This window comes from Bacillus thuringiensis, from assembly GCF_022095615.2.
GTDB lineage: Bacteria > Bacillota > Bacilli > Bacillales > Bacillaceae_G > Bacillus_A > Bacillus_A cereus_AG.
Window position 1 is genome coordinate 970,319 of record NZ_CP155559.1, and the last position, 18,863, is coordinate 989,181.

Genomic DNA, 18,863 nt, shown 5'->3' on the forward strand with positions numbered 1-18,863 from the left:
AAAAGAAAATTGTACTTTTAAACGCAGTTTACATACAAAATAACCGATTCCTTATATGTTAAGAAACCGGTTATGTATTTCCTTGCTTTTTTAGGGGGGCTTTTTCTTGTAATGGTCTTAAATGATTGATTTAAGGTTATACACTAAAATTATAAATAAAAGATAGAGTAAAAATTATATAAGAAATAAATGTAACAAAAACAAGAAAACATATAAACTGAGAATTAGATACATATTGCTCTATTCTTTTTTTTATGTTAATTCGTATTCTTTTGCAAATGTGAAGTATCAATTGGGATCTGAGCTTTCCAAGATCCAATTACTTTTCCAATTCTAGTTATATTTACGTCTAAAGTAAGGGGCTGTTTAAAAACGTCTTTTTCTTCAGTCGTTATAACAAATGTAGAAACACCTTCGGGTCTATCATTATCACGAATGCCTATTTCATCTAATTTTTTACCTGCTGCTATAAGTTCAAAAGGAAGACGATCATCTGAATCCTGGATAAATGATAGTCTTCCATCATCTTTAATTTCAGGGTTTTCCTCTTGTTGCCCATTAATTTTACCATCACTTTGGAGATCTAATCCTGATGTATCAAATTCAAATGGTACTAAACTTCCGTCAGCTTTTTCCATTCTATAATGAACTGATATACGTGAATCTGCGATAAATAATTCTTTGAGATGTACAGTAATACCTTGATCTGTAATTTTTTCATCAATAGGAATATATTTCCCATTCTTCATCATATCTTGTACGACACCATTTTCATCTCTTATTCCTTCATTTACAACTTTATCATTTGTAATTGCATCAGAAAAATATGACGCAACATTTGTAGCCGCCACTTGTACTTGTGGAATCATTGCTGCTGTGAAAAGTGCTGCTCCAGCTACTGCTGTATAAATGAAACGTTTTGATTTTTTACTCATGTTTGTAAACATCCCCTTCTTTTGTTGTTTTTTGTGATTTATATTAGAAACATTGTCTAACTTGGAACGATTTTCAAATGTTTTCCATGCTTGTTCTACATCAATTTTGATTTCTTGTGGTGAATTTGCAGATTCTTCATCTAGCATTACGTTTTCCCATTGATTTAATTTATTGATTTCTACTAATAAATCTTGGCATGCTTCACATGTATCTAAGTGCTTTGTGAATTCCTTTCTTATATCATGAGAAAGTTCTCCATCAATATATGTTTGAATAAACCCGATATCATAACATTTCATTTGTTATGCCTCCTCCATTTGTTTATAAATTTTGCGGAATTTCATTTTGGCTCGGACCAATAATGTTCCAATAGAAGATATTTCAATTTGAAGTACTTCTGCAATTTCTTTATATTGAAAACCAGAGAATTTCATGAGTAAAAGGGTTCGTTCTCGATCATTCATTTTATTTAGTATCGTTTGGACCTTTGTAATTTCTTCTTTTCTTATCCAATCATCGTCTAATGATGAAACATTCTGTACTTCATGGTATTGTATTTCTTTATCAATCTTCGCTTGCTGCCTCTTTTCAGATCGAAAATGGTTATAAGCTATATAAGTAGAAGATTTAATCAGCCATCCCGGTATGTTTTCAATTACTTTCCAATCGCTACGATATAATTGTAAAAATACTTCTTGTGCTAACTCTTCAGCGATAGATTGATCTTTAACAATCCATATAATCTGTTTCACAGCATAAGCATAGTACTGCTTAAATAAATCTTCAAAGGTCATATCAGAAGCATGACTTTCTTCATTTTCCATAGTTAACATATTAGTTTAAACCTCACTTTCAATTTGATACCTGTATTATAGAGAAACCGGAAAAACGGATTTTGTGACAGTTTTTCTAGTTATTTTTTATTATGTACTAAAAAAAGCATTCATCTGATTAAAAGATAAATGCAAAAAAGGAAATGAAAGCATAAAACTATAACTCTTGCAGTAGTTGTCTATTAGTGTATAAGAAAACAGTTAGTTTGTTGCCAAATTGTATCTAAACGTACAATTTTCTTTTTTCTGAATCAGAATCTTGCCTTAAAGAAGATAAATTTTCAATGGATGATTACCATGAATATATAGATAAAGTTCATCAATATATTTATAGAAAGGAGGAATTCAAATGAAGAGAGATGATAAGATTGGTCACTAAGAGAAAAGCTGTTGTAATAACAACTTTATCTTAGGGGAATGTAGCTCATTTTTTGTTTTGGTATATTTTACTTCTTCTATTTTTATGAATATGTATAATTACATAAAATTTCAGAGAAAAAGAGAGTATACTTTCATATTGTGTAATAAAGATAAAGCCCGCCTACGGAAATAGGCGGGCTTTTTGAACATATAAAGAAAAGACAACTTTTAAGGTGCCTTCCTTCGATTCAAAACATTGTACGTTTCATAATACGTGTGGACTCTCATCCGAATATTATTTTACTAGGTTAAGTTTTTGTGATAATAACCTTTTTTAATTGGAATGAACCAGAGTAGTGCATCACTTTATTTTTAAGCATCTTTCTCAACAAATGTGAATATTTTCATTATCCTTTTCACTACAAAGGGTAGCAATTTAGAAGCTAAAAATGCAAGCACGAAAGCAATTCCCCATGTTTTCATCCACGATTTGAGAAATAAAGTTGTATACCCAACATTCATTGAGACCATGACGAAAGAGATAATACTAGATATACCTAAAATCATAAAGAGATTAAAAATTATTGGTTCAAATTTTTTATTGATTTTCAAAATTAACACCTATTTTCTATATATGCTTTGCTGCCCGATTTCACCAACATCTAATCTTACAGTTTGAAATCTAGGTTGTCCAGTTTGTTTTACTTTGCTGCAATAGTAATTATTGAGACGTTTACTAGTTTTGCTGGAATAGGATCTCATGATATTGCTATCCACACCTAAATGAAAATTTTAAGTTTTTTATAGCATCGAATTTCATTTTGGGCAAATGTAATACCGCATCTTTAAAGTATTAATTACACTTGAACTTCTGTACATTGCGGAAGGATTTTTTTATGAAGAAAAGACACTCATATAAAAGTGTCTTTTCCGATAGTTTTTTAGCAGAAGCAAGAAGCTCCAACGATGATTAATAAAATAAACAATACAACTAATAAAGCAAATCCTCCGGCGAAGCCACAGCCGCCACAACTACCACCAAAGCCCATAACAGTTCCTCCTTTAAATAGGAGGGGGAAAACAAAGGATCACTCATGTGTTTTAACGGATTCCATTTACTTTATGTATTTATGGATGAATGGAGCAGGTCCTTTTCAAAATAGATTTATTCTTAGAAGGAGTTCAACGGCAAAACAGGAGAATCTATATTATTCTTTAAGAGCGAATAAATGAAAAATAAACTATCTAAAAATATAGATAGAAATCCGCTTTTATACCTTTCACTAAAATAATAATAGCATTATATATTATAAGGAATACTTGTCCTTAATTGTAAATGAAAGGGGGGAATTGATATGAGTTATGGCTATGGTCATCCTCCTAAAAGATGTTGTGAACATCACAATGAAACTTTATCAACGGGTATATTACGTAGACATTCCGCTACGTTATTTCTTACTGTGGATGCTATGAATGTTGATCCCGATGATACTCGTAGAGTAACTGTTGAAATGTTTGATTGGTCATCTGGTTCTCCGGTATTGTTACCATTAATAGACCCTTCAACACAAACATTGCCACCTAATCGATATGTTACTTTTCGTTCAGCAGCTCTTCCTCCAGCACTTTTTGCTTATGAAGTAAGAATCATTCGTCCGAAAGATAGAGATGTTGTTACGAATGTTTTTGGTCTTAGTGCAATCGTATTTAACCCACAAGAAGGAAATAATGTTTTACAACATGATTTAGCAAAATTAGACCTTAAATAGATTTTATAAAAGTCTATTTATTGGGCATCATGAAACAAAAGAGTCGGATTACATCCGACTCTTTTGTTTGACATCAATTATATTAGAAATTTAAAAGAAATCTTTCATCATTTTAACATCTTCAATATTCACCATCACACCTTCAACTTTATCTTTCTTCTCATCTTTAGCAATCGTAATTTGCTTCTTATTATCAACCCACACAAGAAACTCATCTTTTGAGTCATCTTTATATGTAACGGTTATAGTAGAATGCACAGATTCTTTCTTTTTTTGATCTAATGTGATTGGTTTAGAGGTACCTTTTTGAACTGCTGAAACGATAGATTTTATCATGTCTTCGTTATCTGTTTGGGATTTGGAAGTAGTATTATTGGTTGTTTTGAGTATTTCAATGTATTTTGTGTATGTTCTTGCTTAGTTTGTGAAGGTTTATCTGTAGCCGAGGTGCTTGTACAACCAATTAAAGTGAAAGATAGAGCGGTTAGAGCGCATATAGATATGATTTTCCCCATAATATCCCTACTTGGTTTAATTATAACTATTTTCTGTAAATTTAGGTAGTTATTGCAAGGAGAAGGTGTTTTAAAGGGGTAAATTATGTTATTCATTCTCTATTAAAATCAAAATTCAAATAACTTTTTTCATATTTTATGTTTAACATTTCGAAAATGGGTGTACTACATATAATATAACAAATAATTCATTTTAAAGGAGGAAGTTAAAGATGGAAACGAAGTATAGTAAACCTTTTGTATATGAATTTATTACGGAGAAAGAGGTCATGAATGCAGCGAATGATCTAGTGAAGAAAGGAATAGACCAAAAAGATATTTACGTATTAACACACGAGAAAGAGAGGACAGATAGAATCGCAGACAATGCAGACGTGAATACAATTGGTATAAAAGAGGAAGGACTTGGGACAAGTATTATTAATGTCTTTCAAAAAACGGGAGATCAGTTAAGAAATAAGATGCAGGAGTTAGGGCTTAATGAGGAAGAAGCGAACTTCTATGAAGAAAAGCTGGATGAAGGGAAAATCTTGTTATTCGTTAAGGATTTAGAAAGAGTCGGTGAATGGTTACAAGAAAGAAGATGCACGTATTCTATTTAAATTTGTATCCTATAAATCTATTACGAAAAGGAGATTGGAAATATGAGTGAGAGCGGGCTAAAAGAACAAATTACGGGTAAAGTTGAAAAGAAAAAGGGACAAGTGAAAGAAGGAATTGGTGAAATTACAGAAGATAGAGAGTTGAAAAATGAAGGGAAGTGGGAGAAGACGAAGGGAACTATAAAAGAAAAAGTCGGAAAAGTGAAACAAAAGATAAGTGATGGATTGGATAATAAAGAATAATACATGTTTATCAAGCTTTGGTTAAACACCAAAGCTTGATAAATCCATTATAAAAATATATAGGGGGTCTAATTGTGGGACTTATTATTACGTGTATTGTAGGTGGACTTATTGGTGCGTTAGCTGGAATGATTACGGGAAAAGACTTTCCTTTAGGTATAGTTGGTAATGTGATTGCTGGTTTAATCGGATCTTGGGTTGGTAGTGCATTATTTGGACATTGGGGTCCTGAATGGGGAGGCATTTTTGTTCTTCCAGCGTTATTAGGTGCAATCGTCTTTATTTTAATCGTTACATTCTTCTCTAGAATGCTACGGAAAGCGTAAGTATGATAATGAATAGTAATCTTAAGCTTATTATATATAGCTATAAAGTTAATAAACTGATAAATATACATAAAAAAGCATCCAATTAAAATAATATGGATGTTTTTTTAATGTAATCTACATAGAAATGAGTGAAGGATGAAGAACCCCCACTCATTGAAATTACAATTTCTATTATGTATTAAACCATCGTTACTTTTTCACAATTATTTATTCTTACGACCTGCCTCGGTTCTATATGAGATAAGTCCTCGCTATTACCTATATCAACTACAATTGTATTCGTTAGTATGTTAATAATGGAACCAACTAACGTTGTAGCATGATCGTGTCGATAAGAAAATTGAACAAAATCTCCCTTGTTAAAGTTGTGCTCTTCCATAGATAGATCCCCCTAAAAATAATGTTTATACATTATACATACACAAATTTATAAGGTTTAAACATTTGGTAGTATTTTTTTAGTGTTAAGCTGAGAAAGGTGTAGAAAATTTATTTATAATGAAAATGAAAAAATATGTTTAAAACTAATTTTTATGGGTAATTAAATAGTAATAGTTTGAGATAAGGGGGCGGAAATGATGAATTTGGCAATAAATATTTTGCAAAATGATTTAGGTTATACAGTACAACTTAATGGTGAGATTGATGCGTATACGGCATCAGATTTAAAAAATAAGATTATGCCTATTGCAAGCGAGAAAGAGGTTTATATCGTAGTAGATTTTAACAAGGTAGATTATATGGATAGTACCGGTTTAGGTGTTTTTATAGCACTATTAAAAGCAGTTAAGAAAAATGATGGAAAGCTAGAGTTTATCGGTGTATCTAAAAGATTAAAAAGATTATTTGATATTACAGGGTTAACAGAAATATTAAACTTGAATTCCGATTTTGAAAAAGTAGAAAGAAGGTGACTAGGGATGATGGAGAAATTTGAAAAGATAGAAATGAAAATTCCTGCAAAGGCAGAATATGTGGCTATTATTCGTTTAACAATGGCTGGTGTTGCGAATCGAATGGGCTTTGCTTATGACGATATAGAAGATATGAAAATTGCTATTAGTGAAGCATGTACAAACATTGTACAACATGCATACAAAGAAGACGTTGGAGAAATTGCAATTGTCTTCGGTCTATATGAAGATCGATTAGAAATTATGGTTGCGGATAATGGGGTTAGCTTTGATTTTAGCAGCTTAAAAAGGAAAGTTGGTCCGTATGATATTAATAAACCAGTAGAGAACTTGCCGGAAAATGGTTTAGGTTTATATTTAATCAATACGTTAATGGATGATATACAAATTATGCATGATGAGGGCATGACAGTTTTAATGACAAAATATATACAAAGAGAGCAGGTGGAGAATGATGGAAATCCAATCTCAACCTACAACTCTTACTAAAGAAGACGTTATTAAACTAATTGCAGAATTTCAACAAAACCAATGTGATGAAGCGCAAGAAAGGTTAGTTGAGCATTATAAAAATCTCGTATATTCCATTGCATATCGCTATTCAAAAGGCGGGCCAATGCATGAGGATATTATACAAGTAGGAATGTTAGGGCTCTTAGGCGCAATAAGAAGGTATGATTATTCGATAGGGAATGCTTTTGAGCCGTTTGCAATACCTACGATAGTAGGAGAAATAAAGAAGTATTTACGTGATAAAACTTGGGGCATTCACGTTCCAAGGCGGATTAAAGATTTGGGCGGGAAAATCAAACTTGCGATAGAGGAACTAACAGATCACCTACAGCGTTCACCGAAGATAATAGAAATCGCAAATCATTTAGGACTATCCGAAGAGGAAGTGCTAGAAATTATGGATGCTAAAAATAATTATCGAGTATCTTCCTTAGATGATGTAGTTGAAAATTCATCTGATGGAAGTTCGGTAGCGAGAATTGAATCTGTAGGTGAAGTAGAGCAAGGATATGAACAGACAGAAAGGCGTCTCATTTTAGCGGATATTTTTAACGTATTAAATGAGACAGAAAAGAGTGTTATTCATTATATATTTGGAGAAAATTTAAATCAAAAAGATACAGGGGAACGGTTAGGTATTTCACAAATGCACGTTTCTCGTATTAAAAGACAAGCGATAAGTAAGTTGAAACAAGCAGCATTTTTAGATACATAAAAATTAAAAAATTATGTTTAAAACATGAGAAAAGGGGTAGTTATTAAGTATAGGAGGAGATATGAAAATGTCACACGATGTGAAAGAACTAATCGAAGGATTGAATGAAGATTTAGCAGGAGAATACTCGGCAATTATTATGTATAACCATAATGCAGCTACGGTTTCTGGTATATATAGACAAGTATTAAAGCCTTTCTTTGAATCTGAAATTAGTGATGAACAAGGACATGCCCTATATTTAGCGGAGAAAATTAAAACGCTAGGTGGTACACCTACTACGATCCCTTTACCAGTGAAACAAGTAGAAGATGTTCGAGAAATGTTAGAATACGCTAGACAATCAGAATATGAAACAATTAAGCGTTATGAAACGAGAAAAGAACAGGCAGCGAAATTAAATATGACAGAGTTAGTTGTAAAGTTAGAAGATATGATTGCAGATGAAACAAATCATATGGAAGAATTAGATCGTCTTTTAAATGATAAAGCAATGGTGTTAAATTAAAAGTAGAAATTTATAGAGTGAAAGAACAAATTCCTATTTCTAGGGGTTTGTTCTTTTGTTGTATAAATATGTTTGAGTAAGAAATTTTCATTTTGTAATTGAGTATGTAATACTAGAAAAATAGAAAATGATAGTAGATTTACATTTTAAATAAGAAAAGGGGAAATAACTTGTGTCCATTTTAATTGTTGATGATAATCCGGTTAACATATTTGTAATTGAGAAGATTTTAAAACAAGCCGGATATCATGATCTTGTATCGCTCAATTCTGCACAAGAGCTCTTCGAATACATACAGTTTGGAAAGGATTCTTCCAGGCATAATGAAATTGATTTAATACTATTAGATATTATGATGCCTGAAATTGATGGACTTGAAGTTTGTAGGCGATTACAAAAAGAGGAGAAGTTTAAAGATATCCCTATTATTTTTGTTACAGCTTTAGAGGATGCAAATAAATTGGCCGAAGCTCTTGATATGGGGGCAATGGATTATATTACGAAACCTATAAATAAAGTTGAATTATTAGCACGTATGCGTGTAGCGTTACGCTTGAAATCAGAATTAAATTGGCATAAAGAACAAGAAGAAAACCTTCGGAATGAATTAGATTTAGCTACGCAAGTACAAAGAAACTTATTAAGTAGCCCATTAAGAGAAGATCATATAAAAATTGAAGCAAGTTACTTACCTTCATTTAAACTAGCTGGAGATATGTATTATTGGTATAAAATCGATGAAAATCGCTACGGTATTATATTATTAGATGTGATGGGACATGGTGTATCTGCTTCATTAGTTTGTATGTTTATTTCGTCTGTATTACGTGAAACAATTAAATGTTTAATTGATCCAGAACTCGTTATTAAAGAATTAAATAAATATATGACCCTTTTACATAATGAAAATGATAATATTCCCTATTATTTTACGGCGATATACTTAGTTGTTAATACAGAAGATAGAACAGTTGAATATGTAAATGCAGGGCATCCTTCTGGATATGTTTTAGTTGATGAAACAAATGTAGTTGAACTAGATCGCGGGAGTTGTGCGGTAGGATTTTTTGATGAAATAAAAGTTAAAAAGACAGTTATACCTTTTGAGAAGAACGCTCAAATATTATTGTTTACAGATGGTGTTCTTGAAGTAATTGCAAATGATGAATTTGAGTCTGAAGAGAAATTACGTGCTTTTACAGAAAGAAAATGGGGAGATTTAGAAGAAGAGATAGAGGGATTTTATAAGGAAGAACAGAAGAAAGCGCAATCAGATGATATGTGTCTAATTATGATACAAACGAATGCGAAATAAAAAGCGTATGAAATCCAAACAGAGGATTTCATACGCTTTTTATTGTATTTTTTGATAGATTTGTTCACTAGCATTAAATTGGGTATAATGCGGCATTATATTTGAAAAACGAAGAGTTTCTTTATTTCCTAAACATAGAAATCCATTGTGACTTAAGCTTTCATAAAATAGTTGCTGCACTTGATTTTGAAGTTTACTTGTAAAGTAAATTAAAACGTTACGACAAAGTATAATATGAAACTCGTTAAAAGATTGATCGGTTACTAAATTATGCTGTGCAAAAATAATGTTTTGTAACAGTGAAGGATTAAAATAAGCGAAACGATTATCTGTTGAATAATAGTTAGAAAATGCTTGTGTACCGCCAGCTTGTAAATAGTTTTTCGTATAAGTTTGCATTTTATTTAACGGAAGGATGCCTTGTTTTGCTTTTTCTAACACATTTGTATTCATATCTGTTGCGTAAATAACAGCTTTTTCACTTAATCCTTCTTCGTGAAGTAAGATGGACATTGATAATACTTCTTCACCAGTTGCGCATCCAGCATGCCAAATTCTAATTTCAGGTTGCTTTTTCAATTCAGGAATAACATGCTCTCTTAGCGCTTTAAAAAAAGCAGGGTTACGGAACATCTCAGTTACATTAATGGAGAAATCATTTAATAACTGTTCTAAAACCCCTTCCTCATGAATTACTTTTTCAATTAATTTTGAAATGGTAGGGATATTAGAGAGCTGCATTCGATTACAAATCCTTCTATAAATAGAAGTGCGAGCATATTGGCGAAAATCGAAGCCAGATAGTTTAAATACCGCTTCCAATAGTAATTCAATTTCTAAGTTCGTGCGCTTATCCATATCTACAGATGGATCAAAATTATAATACTTATTTTCCACTTAAACTAAACCTCACTTATTTTATTAACCATACACTCATTACTGAATAGAGTTGATGTAAATTTAATGGTTTACTTATATAATCTGAAGCGCCAGCAGATAAACATTTTTCTTTATCATTTGGCATTGCTTTAGCAGTTAATGCGATAATAGGTATTTCATGTAACCCTAAGTTCATTCGGATATGTTCCATCGTTTCATAACCGTCCATATTCGGCATCATAATATCCATTAAAATAAGGTCAATATTTGTATTGCTTTTTAGTATTTCTAAACACTCTATGCCGTTTTGTGCAGTAATAATGTTGGCATGTTGTTTTTCTAATGCATTTTGTAATGCAAATATATTTCGATGATCATCATCGACAATTAAAATGGTTTTCTCTTGGAAGACGTTATTTGTTTCGGTAGTAACGATAGTTTCTTCAACAACTTCAGCAGGAATAACGTCTTCTATCGTTGCTGCGACTTCTAAATTGGATAACGGTATATCATGTAATCCATTTGGAAGGTTAGGAATATATACCGTGAAAGTACTGCCTTCTCCTACATTACTCTCTAACGTAATCCAACCACCTAATAATCTAGCAAACTCTTTACAAATAGATAACCCTAAACCTGTACCACCGTATTTTCGAATCGTTGCGCCATCTGCCTGTTGAAAGGCTTCGAAAATGAGTTGATGCTGTTCTTTTGCAATACCAATACCAGTATCTTTTACTGAAATTGTAATCCAATCTTTACTTATAGACTGCATATCATGACTTAAATTGGTTGTTTCTATTGAATCGAAATGTAAAGAAACGGATCCTTTTTCTGTGAATTTAAATGCATTGGATAATAAGTTTTTAATAATTTGTTCAATCCGTTTTGCATCTGTATAAAACAAATCTGGAATCGTATCACTGTCTTCAATAGTAAATTCGACATTTTTTTTTGCAGCTATATGTAAAAAGTTTTGATGCATATTGGCTGCCATGTCACTTATGTTCGTTGCTTCAAAGATGATGTCTAGTTTGCCTGCTTCTACTTTAGATAAATCTAGTATGTCATTAATTAAAGTAAGTAAGTCTTTCCCTGATGAATGAATGACAGTTGCTAGTTCAATTTCATCATCGGATAAATGATTGTCATGATTTTCTCTTAACATTTCAGATAATAGTAAAATACTATTTAACGGTGTGCGTAATTCATGTGACATATTTGCTAGGAACTCAGATTTGTATTTTGAACTACGTAACAACTCGCTTGCTTTTTCTTCTAATTCTGATTTAGTAATTTGTAAGTCAGCTGTCTTTTGTTCAGCTTCTTCTGTTCTAGACTCTAATTGTTCGTTCGTTGTTCGTAATTCTTCTGCTTGCATTTGTAGTTCTTCCGCTTGCGTTTGCAACTCTTCTGATTGAACTTGTAACTCTTCTGTCATTGCTTGTGATTCATGTAAAAGAGTTTGAATTCGCATACGTCCCATAATGCTATGGATTGTTAAACCTAGATTATCAACGGTTTGTTGAATTAAATCTTGATGTAAATCTGAAATCTCAGTTACACTTACTAACTCTATTACTGCGATCACTTCATCCTCAAATAAGATAGGGATGACTAGTAGATTTTTAGGACGTATTTCTAATACTCCGCTAGTGACATAACGAAACTCTTCAGGTATGTCTCGAAGAATAAAGCTTTGTTTTTCTAAAGCGCATTGCCCAATTAAACCTTCACCCATTTTAATGGATTGTTTTCCAATATCAGCACCTTGATCGGCGAAAGAAGCTTTTTTCACATAGTAGACAGTTTCTTCAACTTCTTCACGTACATAGAATGCACCGCAAGAGATTTGCGTTTTTTGTATCATTCCACTAAGAATTTTGTTACCTAACATCTCAATAGAAGGTACACCTTGATACATTAAAATTAATTCTGCAAGCTCGGTTTGTAACCACTCTCTTTTCGATATTTCGTCTAGTAGATGGTTCGTTGTATGAGCAAGATCTTTTATTTCATCATGTGTATTTACATGAATTCTTTCCGTAATTTTTTCTTTAGAAGAAATGGATGTAATAGCTTGAATAACATTTTTAATCGTTTTTGTAATGGAATTCGAAATATAGAGTGAAACGATAATAGAAATAAAAGAAAGTAAGAATAATAAACTGTATAACCAAATCTCTAATTTATTATTTTCAATATCTAATTGTGCAGCTCTTTTTTTCGTTAGTTGCTCCTCAGTGCTGCGGAAGTTAGTTACCTGCGATTGTAATGATTGAATTTGAGTCGTATCGATTGCTTGAACGTTATTATTATTGCTATTCGTAATGAGTGGATGAATCTCTTTATTAATCCAACTAGTAATGCTTTCATTAATCTGCTTTAATTTTTCTTGCTGAGAGGGGTTATCCTCTAATAGAGCAAAAAGATCATGATAATGTTTTTCGTAATCCTTTTCCGCAGCGTTAAGGGATTGAACATAATTTGCATTATTAGAAGTGATAAATCCTTTCGCTTTATTTTCAATTGTTAGCAATTCTTTCTCCACCTGATTCGTTAAGTTAAGAACTTTAAAATCGTGATCAATAATAAAATTACGAGATTTTTGTAAGTTGGAAATCTCATTGTTTAACATAATGAAAGAAACAAGTAAGAACAAAATGATAACTAAATAACCAGCCATAATTTTGTAACGAATACTAAATTTTGCTTTCGAGTTCATTAAAAATTCCTACCTTCAAGGTTATTAAAACTTTTCTATTTTAAAGAATGAAAAACGTAATATATATTATATCAGTTTTCATAAGGCCAAACTAGAAATCCCCCTATTGTATTAGGGGGTTCTTTTTTAATAGAGGAAATCATTTTGAAATATAAAAAGATATATGAAAAGTAACAATCGAGGGAATAGGGGGATAACAAAACTTCTAAGAAGGAAAGAGTGTTCTTAAAGCTTTTTTTGCATCTATTCCTTCAAAGATAAATAATACAAGCTCTCTCTTTTTTACAGTGAGGAAAAAGGATATTAATGTGCTTAAGTTTTTAATAGAAGTAAGTGTCCCGTGTTTACTTATAAATACATTCGTTTGAAATGTTGTCATTAAAGCATAAAAATGATGAATCTGCGTTATTGTAGGTGTTTCATTATAAGAAATAGTAGTAGAGTGAATGGCATTCATCGAAATATTCCTTTCCATATAGTAAGCATAACAATATAAACATACCCGTTTTAAAAAATATTAAACCTATAAAATTTTAAAAATATAATTATAGTTTTTTACGTTTAGAAAGGGCTGGGAAGGGTATACATATACTACAAAGAGATTGGCTGAAGAGGAATGATAAGATTTCTAGTCTATAAAAATATATTTTTACTTTAAATAAAAAGGAGCCTGGTATACATGAATGAAATGATGATTGATATTACATTTGATTTAATTTACTTGTTAAGTAGTTCACTTGTAGTGCTTTTACTATTCGCTTTTTTCGTAAATGGTTATGTTAATAAGAAGATTAGTGTATACAGAAATGAAGAAAAATAAAGATACATCATATAAAATTTTAGGAGGTTAATAGTTATGAATGTAGACAGAAAAATAGTAGGTGTTTTTAGAACAATTGATGATGCGGCACTCGTTATTAATGAATTAAATGATAAAGGATACTCAGCAGATAACATTTCAGCTATTGCGAAGGATCAAAAGGAAATTGAACATCTGGAAGAAAAATCAGGTGAAAAAGTGAATAGTGAAACTGCGCATAAAGCGGATATCTTTTCAGCAACAGGGCTTGTAGCAGGAGGAGTAGCAGGTGGACTCGGTGGTTTATTAACAGGTCTTGGTGTACTTGCCATATCTGGAATGGGTCCAATCGTAGCAGCAGGACCTATCGCAGCAGCTATTGGAGGAGCCGGTATTGGCGGAGGAGCTGGAAGTTTAATAGGAGCATTTATCGGCTTAGGAATCCCTGAAGACCATGCTAAGAAATATGAAGAGTATATTTACGATGGAAATATATTAATTTTAGTAGATGCAAAATTAGATGATAAGTTAGAAATATATAAGATATTTGATAAGCATAATGCTTATAACTCTGATTTCTTTAAATAAAATGATGAAAAATGTAAAAAAAGTGAATATCGTTTTTTGATCTTACAATTTTGGCGCGACCGAGGAGTCGTATGACTATAAGAGAGGAAGGGCTTATAGTAAAAGGTCAAGTTCTATTCTGTTATGTAAAAGGAAAGAGGTGTCTATTCGTGATTGTAAAAATATTAAAGGATAGTAGTAATAGTTTCCTTTGTACAGTTCAAAATAAAAATGGGGATCAGTATGTGAAGAAATGGTTTCGTAAACATGAAAACAATGAAGAATTAGGACGACCAACTTTCAAAGAAGTAGAAAAGGACTGGAAAGAAAATAAATAATCGTTTATGTATCCTAATGTTAAAGCGCTTTATTAAAATGAAACATAGTGCGCGGTTTATTCTTACAAAACTGTCACATTCCTGTAAGGTAATTCAATAGATTAGTTGTTTGTTCCATGTCATAATAAAAACATAAGAAAGCTAATTAAAACTACAACTTATTAGGAGAGTGTCAGTCATGATTGTAACAACAACGTCTGGAATTCAAGGTAAAGAAATTATTGAGTATATCGATATTGTAAATGGTGAAGCTATTATGGGTGCAAACATTGTCCGCGATTTATTCGCTTCAGTTCGTGATGTTGTCGGTGGCCGTGCTGGTGCTTATGAAAGTAAGCTAAAAGACGCTCGTGATATTGCGATGGACGAAATGAAAGAACTTGCAAAACAAAAAGGTGCGAACGCTATCGTTGGTATTGATGTAGATTACGAGGTTGTTCGTGATGGAATGTTAATGGTTGCTGTAAGTGGTACAGCTGTACGTATATAAGTAAATAAAAAACAGGCTCACCCCTCGAAGCTTATGCTTTGAGGGGGTTTTTTGTCTTCGCTTATTCCATGCTCGTGTCTGTTTCTCGATTATGAATAATTGTTTCCTGTCTTACTATAAATTTCATAGGAAAAATAACCAAATAAATAGCCGATTCCAGCTCCTAAACCAATTGTAAGCAGTGAATAGTTCGGGAAAAACATATCGACTATTATACCGATTAAACACCCTAAAAGCATTCCCATTGGTATGAGACTATCTAATAAAATTTGAGCGTTTTTTGATTTTTTCTTACCTAAGGTGCCGTTGTTATATTTATGTTTAAGCCTTTCAATCACATATACTACAATTCCCCCGACTATTACAACAGGCGCAATTGCCGTAAGTAACCACATATTAGAGTCTCCTTTCGCCTTTTAACCTAATTATACCAGATACTTACAATTAGAAAATTCTAAACGTACTATCTAGTCTGTTTAAAGGGCCAATCCAAAAGACTCCTTCAATTGTATTTAATAACTCGTCAAAAACACTTTCCCTTTCGTTTTCTCAGCAGACTGCACAACATCAACCACTGTTTTCACATCTGCTAAATCATATGTAGAATGGACTTTCATAAAACGTAATTGCTTATTTTCAACTAAGCGAATTAAGTGACGAAATGTTTCTTGCCATTTGTGTGGTGACACGTCTTTATTCCAATGACGTAAATGAAATATGTTCGCGTGCACCTTTGCTTTCGTGACAATCTCTGCCCAGTTTACTTGTACACCTGATAGAAGACCGATTGTTAAAAAGTGCCCGTTTGGACGTAAGGAAAAAGCTAATTCATTTCCATCTGATCCTCCGATAGAATCAATCGCAGCATCTGCACCAATCCCATTTGTTAACTCCATAACTGTTTCGTGAAGCGGGGCAGTGGAAGTATCAATTACATATGCAGCACCAAGGCGTAGTAACTCTTCTGTATGCTTATTATTTCGTGTAACGGCAATTAATCGGAAGTTTAAAATTTGTGATAACTGCGCAAATAGAAGACCAATAGCGGATCCGCAAGCATTCACTAATAAAACATCATTACGTTGTAAGTTTAACGTTTCTGTACATGTAACCCACGCAGTAAGAGGATTAATATACATTTGTGCCGCTGTAAAATCATCAATAGAATCAGGAATAGGGACTACAAAATCAGCTGACGTCTTCACATATTCTTGCCAAGTACCTTCTCCGCGTAACGGTAAAACACGTTTACCGATAAGGTCTCTAGAAACGCCCGAACCTACATCTTCTACAATACCAACACCTTCATAACCAGGTATGTTAGGTAAAGGAATTCTATGAGCGTACGCTCCGGTAATGGGAATTAAGTCAGATGGATTAATCGGCCTAACTAACATACGAACGAGAACTTCATTATCTTTTAATGGTTCTATATTTTTATATTCAACTTGTAATACATCTTTTGGGTTGCCAAACTTGTGAAATTGAATGTGTTTTCCGTGCAAGATGAATGTGCCCCCTTAGTTTGATTGGGTTTATTATAGCATTTTTGGTTTGAGGAGATATTTTATTGGAGATAGATTAAGAAATGAAATAGGGAGGGCGATATGAAGTGACGGAGTATATAGTATATATTGAATCATTTCGTAAAAGGGGAGGATGAGATTATGGTGAACAAAAAGGAAAATGGTGAAGTGGTAGTTATTGATATAGTGCAAATAAAATCAGGTTTTACAGTGACAGAAGATGAAAAATCTTTAATTACTAAGAGACCAAAAGACGCGCAGGAATTACGTAAGATGATTGGCACGCGTACTGCTGGTGGGAGACGATTAGTAGCGTTATATGAAGAGGATAAATAATATGTGAAATATTTTCTATAAAATGAATTTTATAAGATAATTTTAAAAGGATTATTGTATTCATTAAAATCTATTGTTAGTTTCTAGTTAAGATATTTTCACTTGTTTTTTAATAAAACGTCTTTGAATTTTTTTGTGAAAATCATTTAATGAATTACTTAAGAAGTTTATTAAGCAAGAACAAGTTTTATTCTATTACATAGTTAAGGCTTTAAAAGTTTGTGATGGAGGAATTCTAAATGGAGCTATTTAAAGGGAAAGTTGTTTGTCCAAGGTGTGATGGAAATGGTCTCATTTATAAAGCAGAAATTAAAGATATAAATAAAGTTGTATATGTTTGTGATGAATGTGACGCAACGTGGTTTCAGAATGATAGATTTGAAATGGATAATTTTGTGGACTATGAGACGTTTCTTGAGAAGAATTCATTGTCTTATATGGAGGCGAATGTTATTCATTTAGGCTATGATTGGTACAAGGGATAGTAAATTTTTCAAAAGCAAGAAGCCACTTGAAAAGTGGCTTCTTCTATTTTTTATTAAGCCGAAGCCTTCTTCATTCTCTCAAGTAAACTAGATAACACATGCGTACGATATGATTCTAGTTTTTTACCTTCGTAAGTACGAATACCTAATTTTTTAAGTTCTTTTACATACCAACCTTTGCTTCCGAAATACATGTGATCGCTCCCCTTCAACTTTGTTTTTACCCCGCATTAACGGGCAGTAAGACTCCCACCTTGAAATTTGGCTATGAAGCAAAGCAGTTAGGTGGGAGATCAACTGCCCGTAAATGCCCGATTGGTTCAACTAATAATCATTTGGGATGAAAAGATTCCCCAATGATTAAAGTTTCACTTTATCTGTTCTGATTGTACTTGGAGGTACAGGTAATATAATGAAGGAAATGAATTTCGCGCGAAAATGGTTAACTTTGTTGCAAAAGACATATATACTAAGGGTAGTATATAACGAGGTGGGCAAGACGTGATTATAGAGAAGCACGAAATTCAAATTGACCAAATTACGAGCGGTAAAGTGAATATCTTTACTTTCTATAGAAATAGAAAGCAAGTTGATGATCATTTTTTACGATTACAAGAACCATCGCTTACAGCAAACTACTTCTTCCATTTTCATTTTGATGCAGAGAGCTTGCATCTACTGCAGGAAGAGTTTCCAAGCGTATACCCGTACAATGGTAGTGAAACGATTCACGACTGGACGGAAAAGATGAAAGCAGAATTGCAACATCAGATCCAAACAGGAAAATGGAATAAGCGCGTACGTATCGGTAATCGCATTCTGGATGTGGCGTTTACGTGGTGTGACGAAGATATAGTAGAGTGAAAAAGAAGCGGATGACGCTTCTTTTTTTAGCGCTGGAATAAAACGAGCTTACCTGCAGAAGATGTGCAGCGATGTGTTTTTTCGTGCAATCCTTTTTCTTGTAAAATAGATTCACCTTTTGCTTTCGCTTCTTTTTCAGTTGCCGCCTCGAATGATTCATCTAATGCTCTTGAACCATCTTTTTCAAAGACTGTTAGAACGTATACTCCCATGAAAATTCCCTCCAATAATAAAAATCAGAATCTTATAACTATTTTGGCATAAATCACTAGAATATGCAAAGAAATATATGACATTGCGTG

Annotated in this window: 28 protein-coding genes and 1 pseudogene; 16 read left to right on the forward strand and 13 right to left on the reverse strand. The window is 32.5% G+C overall.

Translation table 11 applies throughout. The features are described 5' to 3' along the window. Window positions 1–257: 257 nt before the first annotated feature. The 4 genes from KZZ19_RS04965 to KZZ19_RS04980 form a co-directional block, all read right to left on the reverse strand. The gene (locus tag KZZ19_RS04965; protein WP_237979707.1) at window positions 258–1,235 is read right to left on the reverse strand and encodes a DUF4179 domain-containing protein; all 978 of its coding nucleotides are present in this window, start codon (window positions 1,233–1,235) and stop codon (window positions 258–260) included. Window positions 1,236–1,238: 3 nt separating this feature from the next. Continuing rightward, window positions 1,239–1,769 carry an RNA polymerase sigma factor SigX gene (locus tag KZZ19_RS04970; RefSeq protein WP_098344294.1) on the reverse strand — a complete coding sequence of 177 codons (531 nt, stop codon included), beginning with the start codon at window positions 1,767–1,769 and terminating at the stop codon, window positions 1,239–1,241. Window positions 1,770–2,501: 732 nt separating this feature from the next. Further along, entirely contained in the window at window positions 2,502–2,741 is a 240-nt protein-coding gene (locus KZZ19_RS04975) for a DUF2798 domain-containing protein (RefSeq protein ID WP_237979709.1), read from the reverse strand. Window positions 2,742–3,070: 329 nt separating this feature from the next. Further along, window positions 3,071–3,178 (reverse strand): YjcZ family sporulation protein, encoded by a 108-nt coding sequence (locus tag KZZ19_RS04980; RefSeq protein WP_000505671.1) that lies wholly within the window; start codon window positions 3,176–3,178, stop codon window positions 3,071–3,073. Window positions 3,179–3,484: 306 nt separating this feature from the next. Between KZZ19_RS04980 and KZZ19_RS04985 the strand changes: the two genes are divergently transcribed. Then, window positions 3,485–3,898 (forward strand): hypothetical protein, encoded by a 414-nt coding sequence (locus KZZ19_RS04985; RefSeq protein WP_226545606.1) that lies wholly within the window; start codon window positions 3,485–3,487, stop codon window positions 3,896–3,898. Between the two features lie 90 nt (window positions 3,899–3,988). Here the strand turns inward: KZZ19_RS04985 and KZZ19_RS04990 are convergent. Further along, window positions 3,989–4,413, reverse strand: a pseudogene (locus tag KZZ19_RS04990) (hypothetical protein). Window positions 4,414–4,625: 212 nt separating this feature from the next. Between KZZ19_RS04990 and KZZ19_RS04995 the strand changes: the two are divergent. The 3 genes from KZZ19_RS04995 to KZZ19_RS05005 all read left to right on the forward strand — a co-directional run bounded on the left by KZZ19_RS04995 (window position 4,626) and on the right by KZZ19_RS05005 (window position 5,584). Then, window positions 4,626–5,015: a general stress protein gene (locus KZZ19_RS04995; protein ID WP_000448809.1), complete on the forward strand. Its 390-nt coding sequence runs from the start codon at window positions 4,626–4,628 to the stop codon at window positions 5,013–5,015. Between the two features lie 42 nt (window positions 5,016–5,057). Then, the gene (locus KZZ19_RS05000) at window positions 5,058–5,258 is read left to right on the forward strand and encodes a CsbD family protein (RefSeq protein ID WP_029442042.1); all 201 of its coding nucleotides are present in this window, start codon (window positions 5,058–5,060) and stop codon (window positions 5,256–5,258) included. 74 nt (window positions 5,259–5,332) lie between these two features. Continuing rightward, entirely contained in the window at window positions 5,333–5,584 is a 252-nt protein-coding gene (locus KZZ19_RS05005) for a GlsB/YeaQ/YmgE family stress response membrane protein (protein WP_000522903.1), read from the forward strand. Window positions 5,585–5,765: 181 nt separating this feature from the next. Here the strand turns inward: KZZ19_RS05005 and KZZ19_RS05010 are convergent, their stop codons facing one another. After that, window positions 5,766–5,966 carry a methyltransferase gene (locus tag KZZ19_RS05010; RefSeq protein WP_237979710.1) on the reverse strand — a complete coding sequence of 67 codons (201 nt, stop codon included), beginning with the start codon at window positions 5,964–5,966 and terminating at the stop codon, window positions 5,766–5,768. 196 nt (window positions 5,967–6,162) lie between these two features. Here KZZ19_RS05010 and rsbV point away from each other — a divergent pair, with 196 nt between their 5' ends. The 5 genes from rsbV to KZZ19_RS05035 all read left to right on the forward strand — a co-directional run bounded on the left by rsbV (window position 6,163) and on the right by KZZ19_RS05035 (window position 9,552). Continuing rightward, complete coding sequence (rsbV, locus tag KZZ19_RS05015; RefSeq protein WP_237979711.1) at window positions 6,163–6,501, forward strand: anti sigma b factor antagonist RsbV; 339 nt, start codon at window positions 6,163–6,165, stop codon at window positions 6,499–6,501. 6 nt (window positions 6,502–6,507) lie between these two features. Next, window positions 6,508–6,990 (forward strand): anti-sigma B factor RsbW, encoded by a 483-nt coding sequence (gene rsbW / locus KZZ19_RS05020; RefSeq protein WP_237979712.1) that lies wholly within the window; start codon window positions 6,508–6,510, stop codon window positions 6,988–6,990. Further along, on the forward strand, window positions 6,953–7,729 hold the full coding sequence (gene sigB, locus KZZ19_RS05025; RefSeq protein WP_237979713.1) for an RNA polymerase sigma factor SigB: 777 nt from the start codon (window positions 6,953–6,955) through the stop codon (window positions 7,727–7,729). Before rsbW ends, sigB begins: the two co-directional genes overlap by 38 nt. Window positions 7,730–7,796: 67 nt before the next feature. Further along, entirely contained in the window at window positions 7,797–8,237 is a 441-nt protein-coding gene (locus KZZ19_RS05030) for a ferritin-like domain-containing protein (protein WP_000017756.1), read from the forward strand. Window positions 8,238–8,409: 172 nt separating this feature from the next. After that, complete coding sequence (locus KZZ19_RS05035; protein ID WP_237979714.1) at window positions 8,410–9,552, forward strand: SpoIIE family protein phosphatase; 1,143 nt, start codon at window positions 8,410–8,412, stop codon at window positions 9,550–9,552. 39 nt (window positions 9,553–9,591) lie between these two features. Here KZZ19_RS05035 and KZZ19_RS05040 read toward each other — a convergent pair whose 3' ends face one another. The 3 genes from KZZ19_RS05040 to KZZ19_RS05050 all read right to left on the reverse strand — a co-directional run bounded on the left by KZZ19_RS05040 (window position 9,592) and on the right by KZZ19_RS05050 (window position 13,613). Then, window positions 9,592–10,449 (reverse strand): CheR family methyltransferase, encoded by an 858-nt coding sequence (locus KZZ19_RS05040; protein WP_237979715.1) that lies wholly within the window; start codon window positions 10,447–10,449, stop codon window positions 9,592–9,594. A 16-nt stretch (window positions 10,450–10,465) separates the two neighbouring features. Beyond that, entirely contained in the window at window positions 10,466–13,156 is a 2,691-nt protein-coding gene (locus KZZ19_RS05045) for an ATP-binding protein (protein ID WP_237979716.1), read from the reverse strand. Window positions 13,157–13,361: 205 nt separating this feature from the next. Then, window positions 13,362–13,613 carry a hypothetical protein gene (locus tag KZZ19_RS05050; RefSeq protein ID WP_226545610.1) on the reverse strand — a complete coding sequence of 84 codons (252 nt, stop codon included), beginning with the start codon at window positions 13,611–13,613 and terminating at the stop codon, window positions 13,362–13,364. A gap of 222 nt (window positions 13,614–13,835) precedes the next feature. Here KZZ19_RS05050 and KZZ19_RS05055 point away from each other — a divergent pair, with 222 nt between their 5' ends. The 4 genes from KZZ19_RS05055 (at window position 13,836) to KZZ19_RS05070 (ending at window position 15,350) form a co-directional block, all read left to right on the forward strand. Further along, complete coding sequence (locus KZZ19_RS05055) at window positions 13,836–13,976, forward strand: hypothetical protein (RefSeq protein WP_001004567.1); 141 nt, start codon at window positions 13,836–13,838, stop codon at window positions 13,974–13,976. 36 nt (window positions 13,977–14,012) lie between these two features. Next, on the forward strand, window positions 14,013–14,543 hold the full coding sequence (locus KZZ19_RS05060; protein WP_226545611.1) for a general stress protein: 531 nt from the start codon (window positions 14,013–14,015) through the stop codon (window positions 14,541–14,543). 149 nt (window positions 14,544–14,692) lie between these two features. Further along, on the forward strand, window positions 14,693–14,860 hold the full coding sequence (locus tag KZZ19_RS05065) for a DUF4028 family protein (protein ID WP_237979717.1): 168 nt from the start codon (window positions 14,693–14,695) through the stop codon (window positions 14,858–14,860). Between the two features lie 178 nt (window positions 14,861–15,038). After that, window positions 15,039–15,350 (forward strand): heavy metal-binding domain-containing protein, encoded by a 312-nt coding sequence (locus KZZ19_RS05070; protein WP_000637505.1) that lies wholly within the window; start codon window positions 15,039–15,041, stop codon window positions 15,348–15,350. An 89-nt stretch (window positions 15,351–15,439) separates the two neighbouring features. On the opposite strand, the gene KZZ19_RS05075 is transcribed toward KZZ19_RS05070, so the two are convergent. Both KZZ19_RS05075 and KZZ19_RS05080 read right to left on the reverse strand, forming a co-directional pair. Next, window positions 15,440–15,745 carry a hypothetical protein gene (locus tag KZZ19_RS05075; RefSeq protein WP_237979718.1) on the reverse strand — a complete coding sequence of 102 codons (306 nt, stop codon included), beginning with the start codon at window positions 15,743–15,745 and terminating at the stop codon, window positions 15,440–15,442. Window positions 15,746–15,862: 117 nt separating this feature from the next. Beyond that, entirely contained in the window at window positions 15,863–16,855 is a 993-nt protein-coding gene (locus tag KZZ19_RS05080; protein ID WP_237979719.1) for a zinc-dependent alcohol dehydrogenase family protein, read from the reverse strand. A gap of 162 nt (window positions 16,856–17,017) precedes the next feature. Between KZZ19_RS05080 and KZZ19_RS05085 the strand changes: the two genes are divergently transcribed. Beyond that, a complete protein-coding gene (locus KZZ19_RS05085; RefSeq protein WP_237979721.1) occupies window positions 17,018–17,212 on the forward strand; it encodes a hypothetical protein in 195 nt (64 codons plus the stop codon). 239 nt (window positions 17,213–17,451) lie between these two features. Beyond that, window positions 17,452–17,697 carry a 3'-5' exonuclease gene (locus tag KZZ19_RS05090; RefSeq protein WP_237979722.1) on the forward strand — a complete coding sequence of 82 codons (246 nt, stop codon included), beginning with the start codon at window positions 17,452–17,454 and terminating at the stop codon, window positions 17,695–17,697. Window positions 17,698–17,750: 53 nt separating this feature from the next. Here the strand turns inward: KZZ19_RS05090 and KZZ19_RS05095 are convergent, their stop codons facing one another. Beyond that, a complete protein-coding gene (locus KZZ19_RS05095; protein ID WP_000273536.1) occupies window positions 17,751–17,891 on the reverse strand; it encodes a YflJ family protein in 141 nt (46 codons plus the stop codon). Between the two features lie 307 nt (window positions 17,892–18,198). On the opposite strand from KZZ19_RS05095, the gene KZZ19_RS05100 reads away from it, so the two are divergent. Further along, window positions 18,199–18,561, forward strand: coding sequence for a hypothetical protein (locus KZZ19_RS05100; RefSeq protein WP_046953956.1), 363 nt, complete (start codon window positions 18,199–18,201; stop codon window positions 18,559–18,561). 26 nt (window positions 18,562–18,587) lie between these two features. Here KZZ19_RS05100 and KZZ19_RS05105 read toward each other — a convergent pair whose 3' ends face one another. Continuing rightward, complete coding sequence (locus KZZ19_RS05105) at window positions 18,588–18,773, reverse strand: YhzD family protein (protein WP_237979723.1); 186 nt, start codon at window positions 18,771–18,773, stop codon at window positions 18,588–18,590. Window positions 18,774–18,863 lie beyond the last annotated feature (90 nt).

Coding starts and splice junctions, on each gene's coding strand:
- KZZ19_RS05055 (WP_001004567.1), top strand. CDS start 13,836: ATGAATGAAATGATGATTGATATTACATTTGATTTAATTTACTTGTTA.
- KZZ19_RS05060 (WP_226545611.1), top strand. CDS start 14,013: ATGAATGTAGACAGAAAAATAGTAGGTGTTTTTAGAACAATTGATGAT.
- KZZ19_RS05085 (WP_237979721.1), top strand. CDS start 17,018: ATGGTGAACAAAAAGGAAAATGGTGAAGTGGTAGTTATTGATATAGTG.
- KZZ19_RS04970 (WP_098344294.1), bottom strand. CDS start 1,769: ATGTTAACTATGGAAAATGAAGAAAGTCATGCTTCTGATATGACCTTT.
- KZZ19_RS05105 (WP_237979723.1), bottom strand. CDS start 18,773: ATGGGAGTATACGTTCTAACAGTCTTTGAAAAAGATGGTTCAAGAGCA.
- KZZ19_RS04985 (WP_226545606.1), top strand. CDS start 3,485: ATGAGTTATGGCTATGGTCATCCTCCTAAAAGATGTTGTGAACATCAC.
- KZZ19_RS05070 (WP_000637505.1), top strand. CDS start 15,039: ATGATTGTAACAACAACGTCTGGAATTCAAGGTAAAGAAATTATTGAG.
- KZZ19_RS05030 (WP_000017756.1), top strand. CDS start 7,797: ATGTCACACGATGTGAAAGAACTAATCGAAGGATTGAATGAAGATTTA.
- sigB (WP_237979713.1), top strand. CDS start 6,953: ATGATGGAAATCCAATCTCAACCTACAACTCTTACTAAAGAAGACGTT.
- KZZ19_RS05075 (WP_237979718.1), bottom strand. CDS start 15,745: ATGTGGTTACTTACGGCAATTGCGCCTGTTGTAATAGTCGGGGGAATT.
- KZZ19_RS05045 (WP_237979716.1), bottom strand. CDS start 13,156: ATGAACTCGAAAGCAAAATTTAGTATTCGTTACAAAATTATGGCTGGT.
- KZZ19_RS05090 (WP_237979722.1), top strand. CDS start 17,452: ATGGAGCTATTTAAAGGGAAAGTTGTTTGTCCAAGGTGTGATGGAAAT.
- KZZ19_RS05000 (WP_029442042.1), top strand. CDS start 5,058: ATGAGTGAGAGCGGGCTAAAAGAACAAATTACGGGTAAAGTTGAAAAG.
- KZZ19_RS05010 (WP_237979710.1), bottom strand. CDS start 5,966: ATGGAAGAGCACAACTTTAACAAGGGAGATTTTGTTCAATTTTCTTAT.
- KZZ19_RS05095 (WP_000273536.1), bottom strand. CDS start 17,891: ATGTATTTCGGAAGCAAAGGTTGGTATGTAAAAGAACTTAAAAAATTA.
- rsbV (WP_237979711.1), top strand. CDS start 6,163: ATGATGAATTTGGCAATAAATATTTTGCAAAATGATTTAGGTTATACA.
- KZZ19_RS05050 (WP_226545610.1), bottom strand. CDS start 13,613: ATGAATGCCATTCACTCTACTACTATTTCTTATAATGAAACACCTACA.
- KZZ19_RS04980 (WP_000505671.1), bottom strand. CDS start 3,178: ATGGGCTTTGGTGGTAGTTGTGGCGGCTGTGGCTTCGCCGGAGGATTT.
- KZZ19_RS04995 (WP_000448809.1), top strand. CDS start 4,626: ATGGAAACGAAGTATAGTAAACCTTTTGTATATGAATTTATTACGGAG.
- rsbW (WP_237979712.1), top strand. CDS start 6,508: ATGATGGAGAAATTTGAAAAGATAGAAATGAAAATTCCTGCAAAGGCA.
- KZZ19_RS04965 (WP_237979707.1), bottom strand. CDS start 1,235: ATGAAATGTTATGATATCGGGTTTATTCAAACATATATTGATGGAGAA.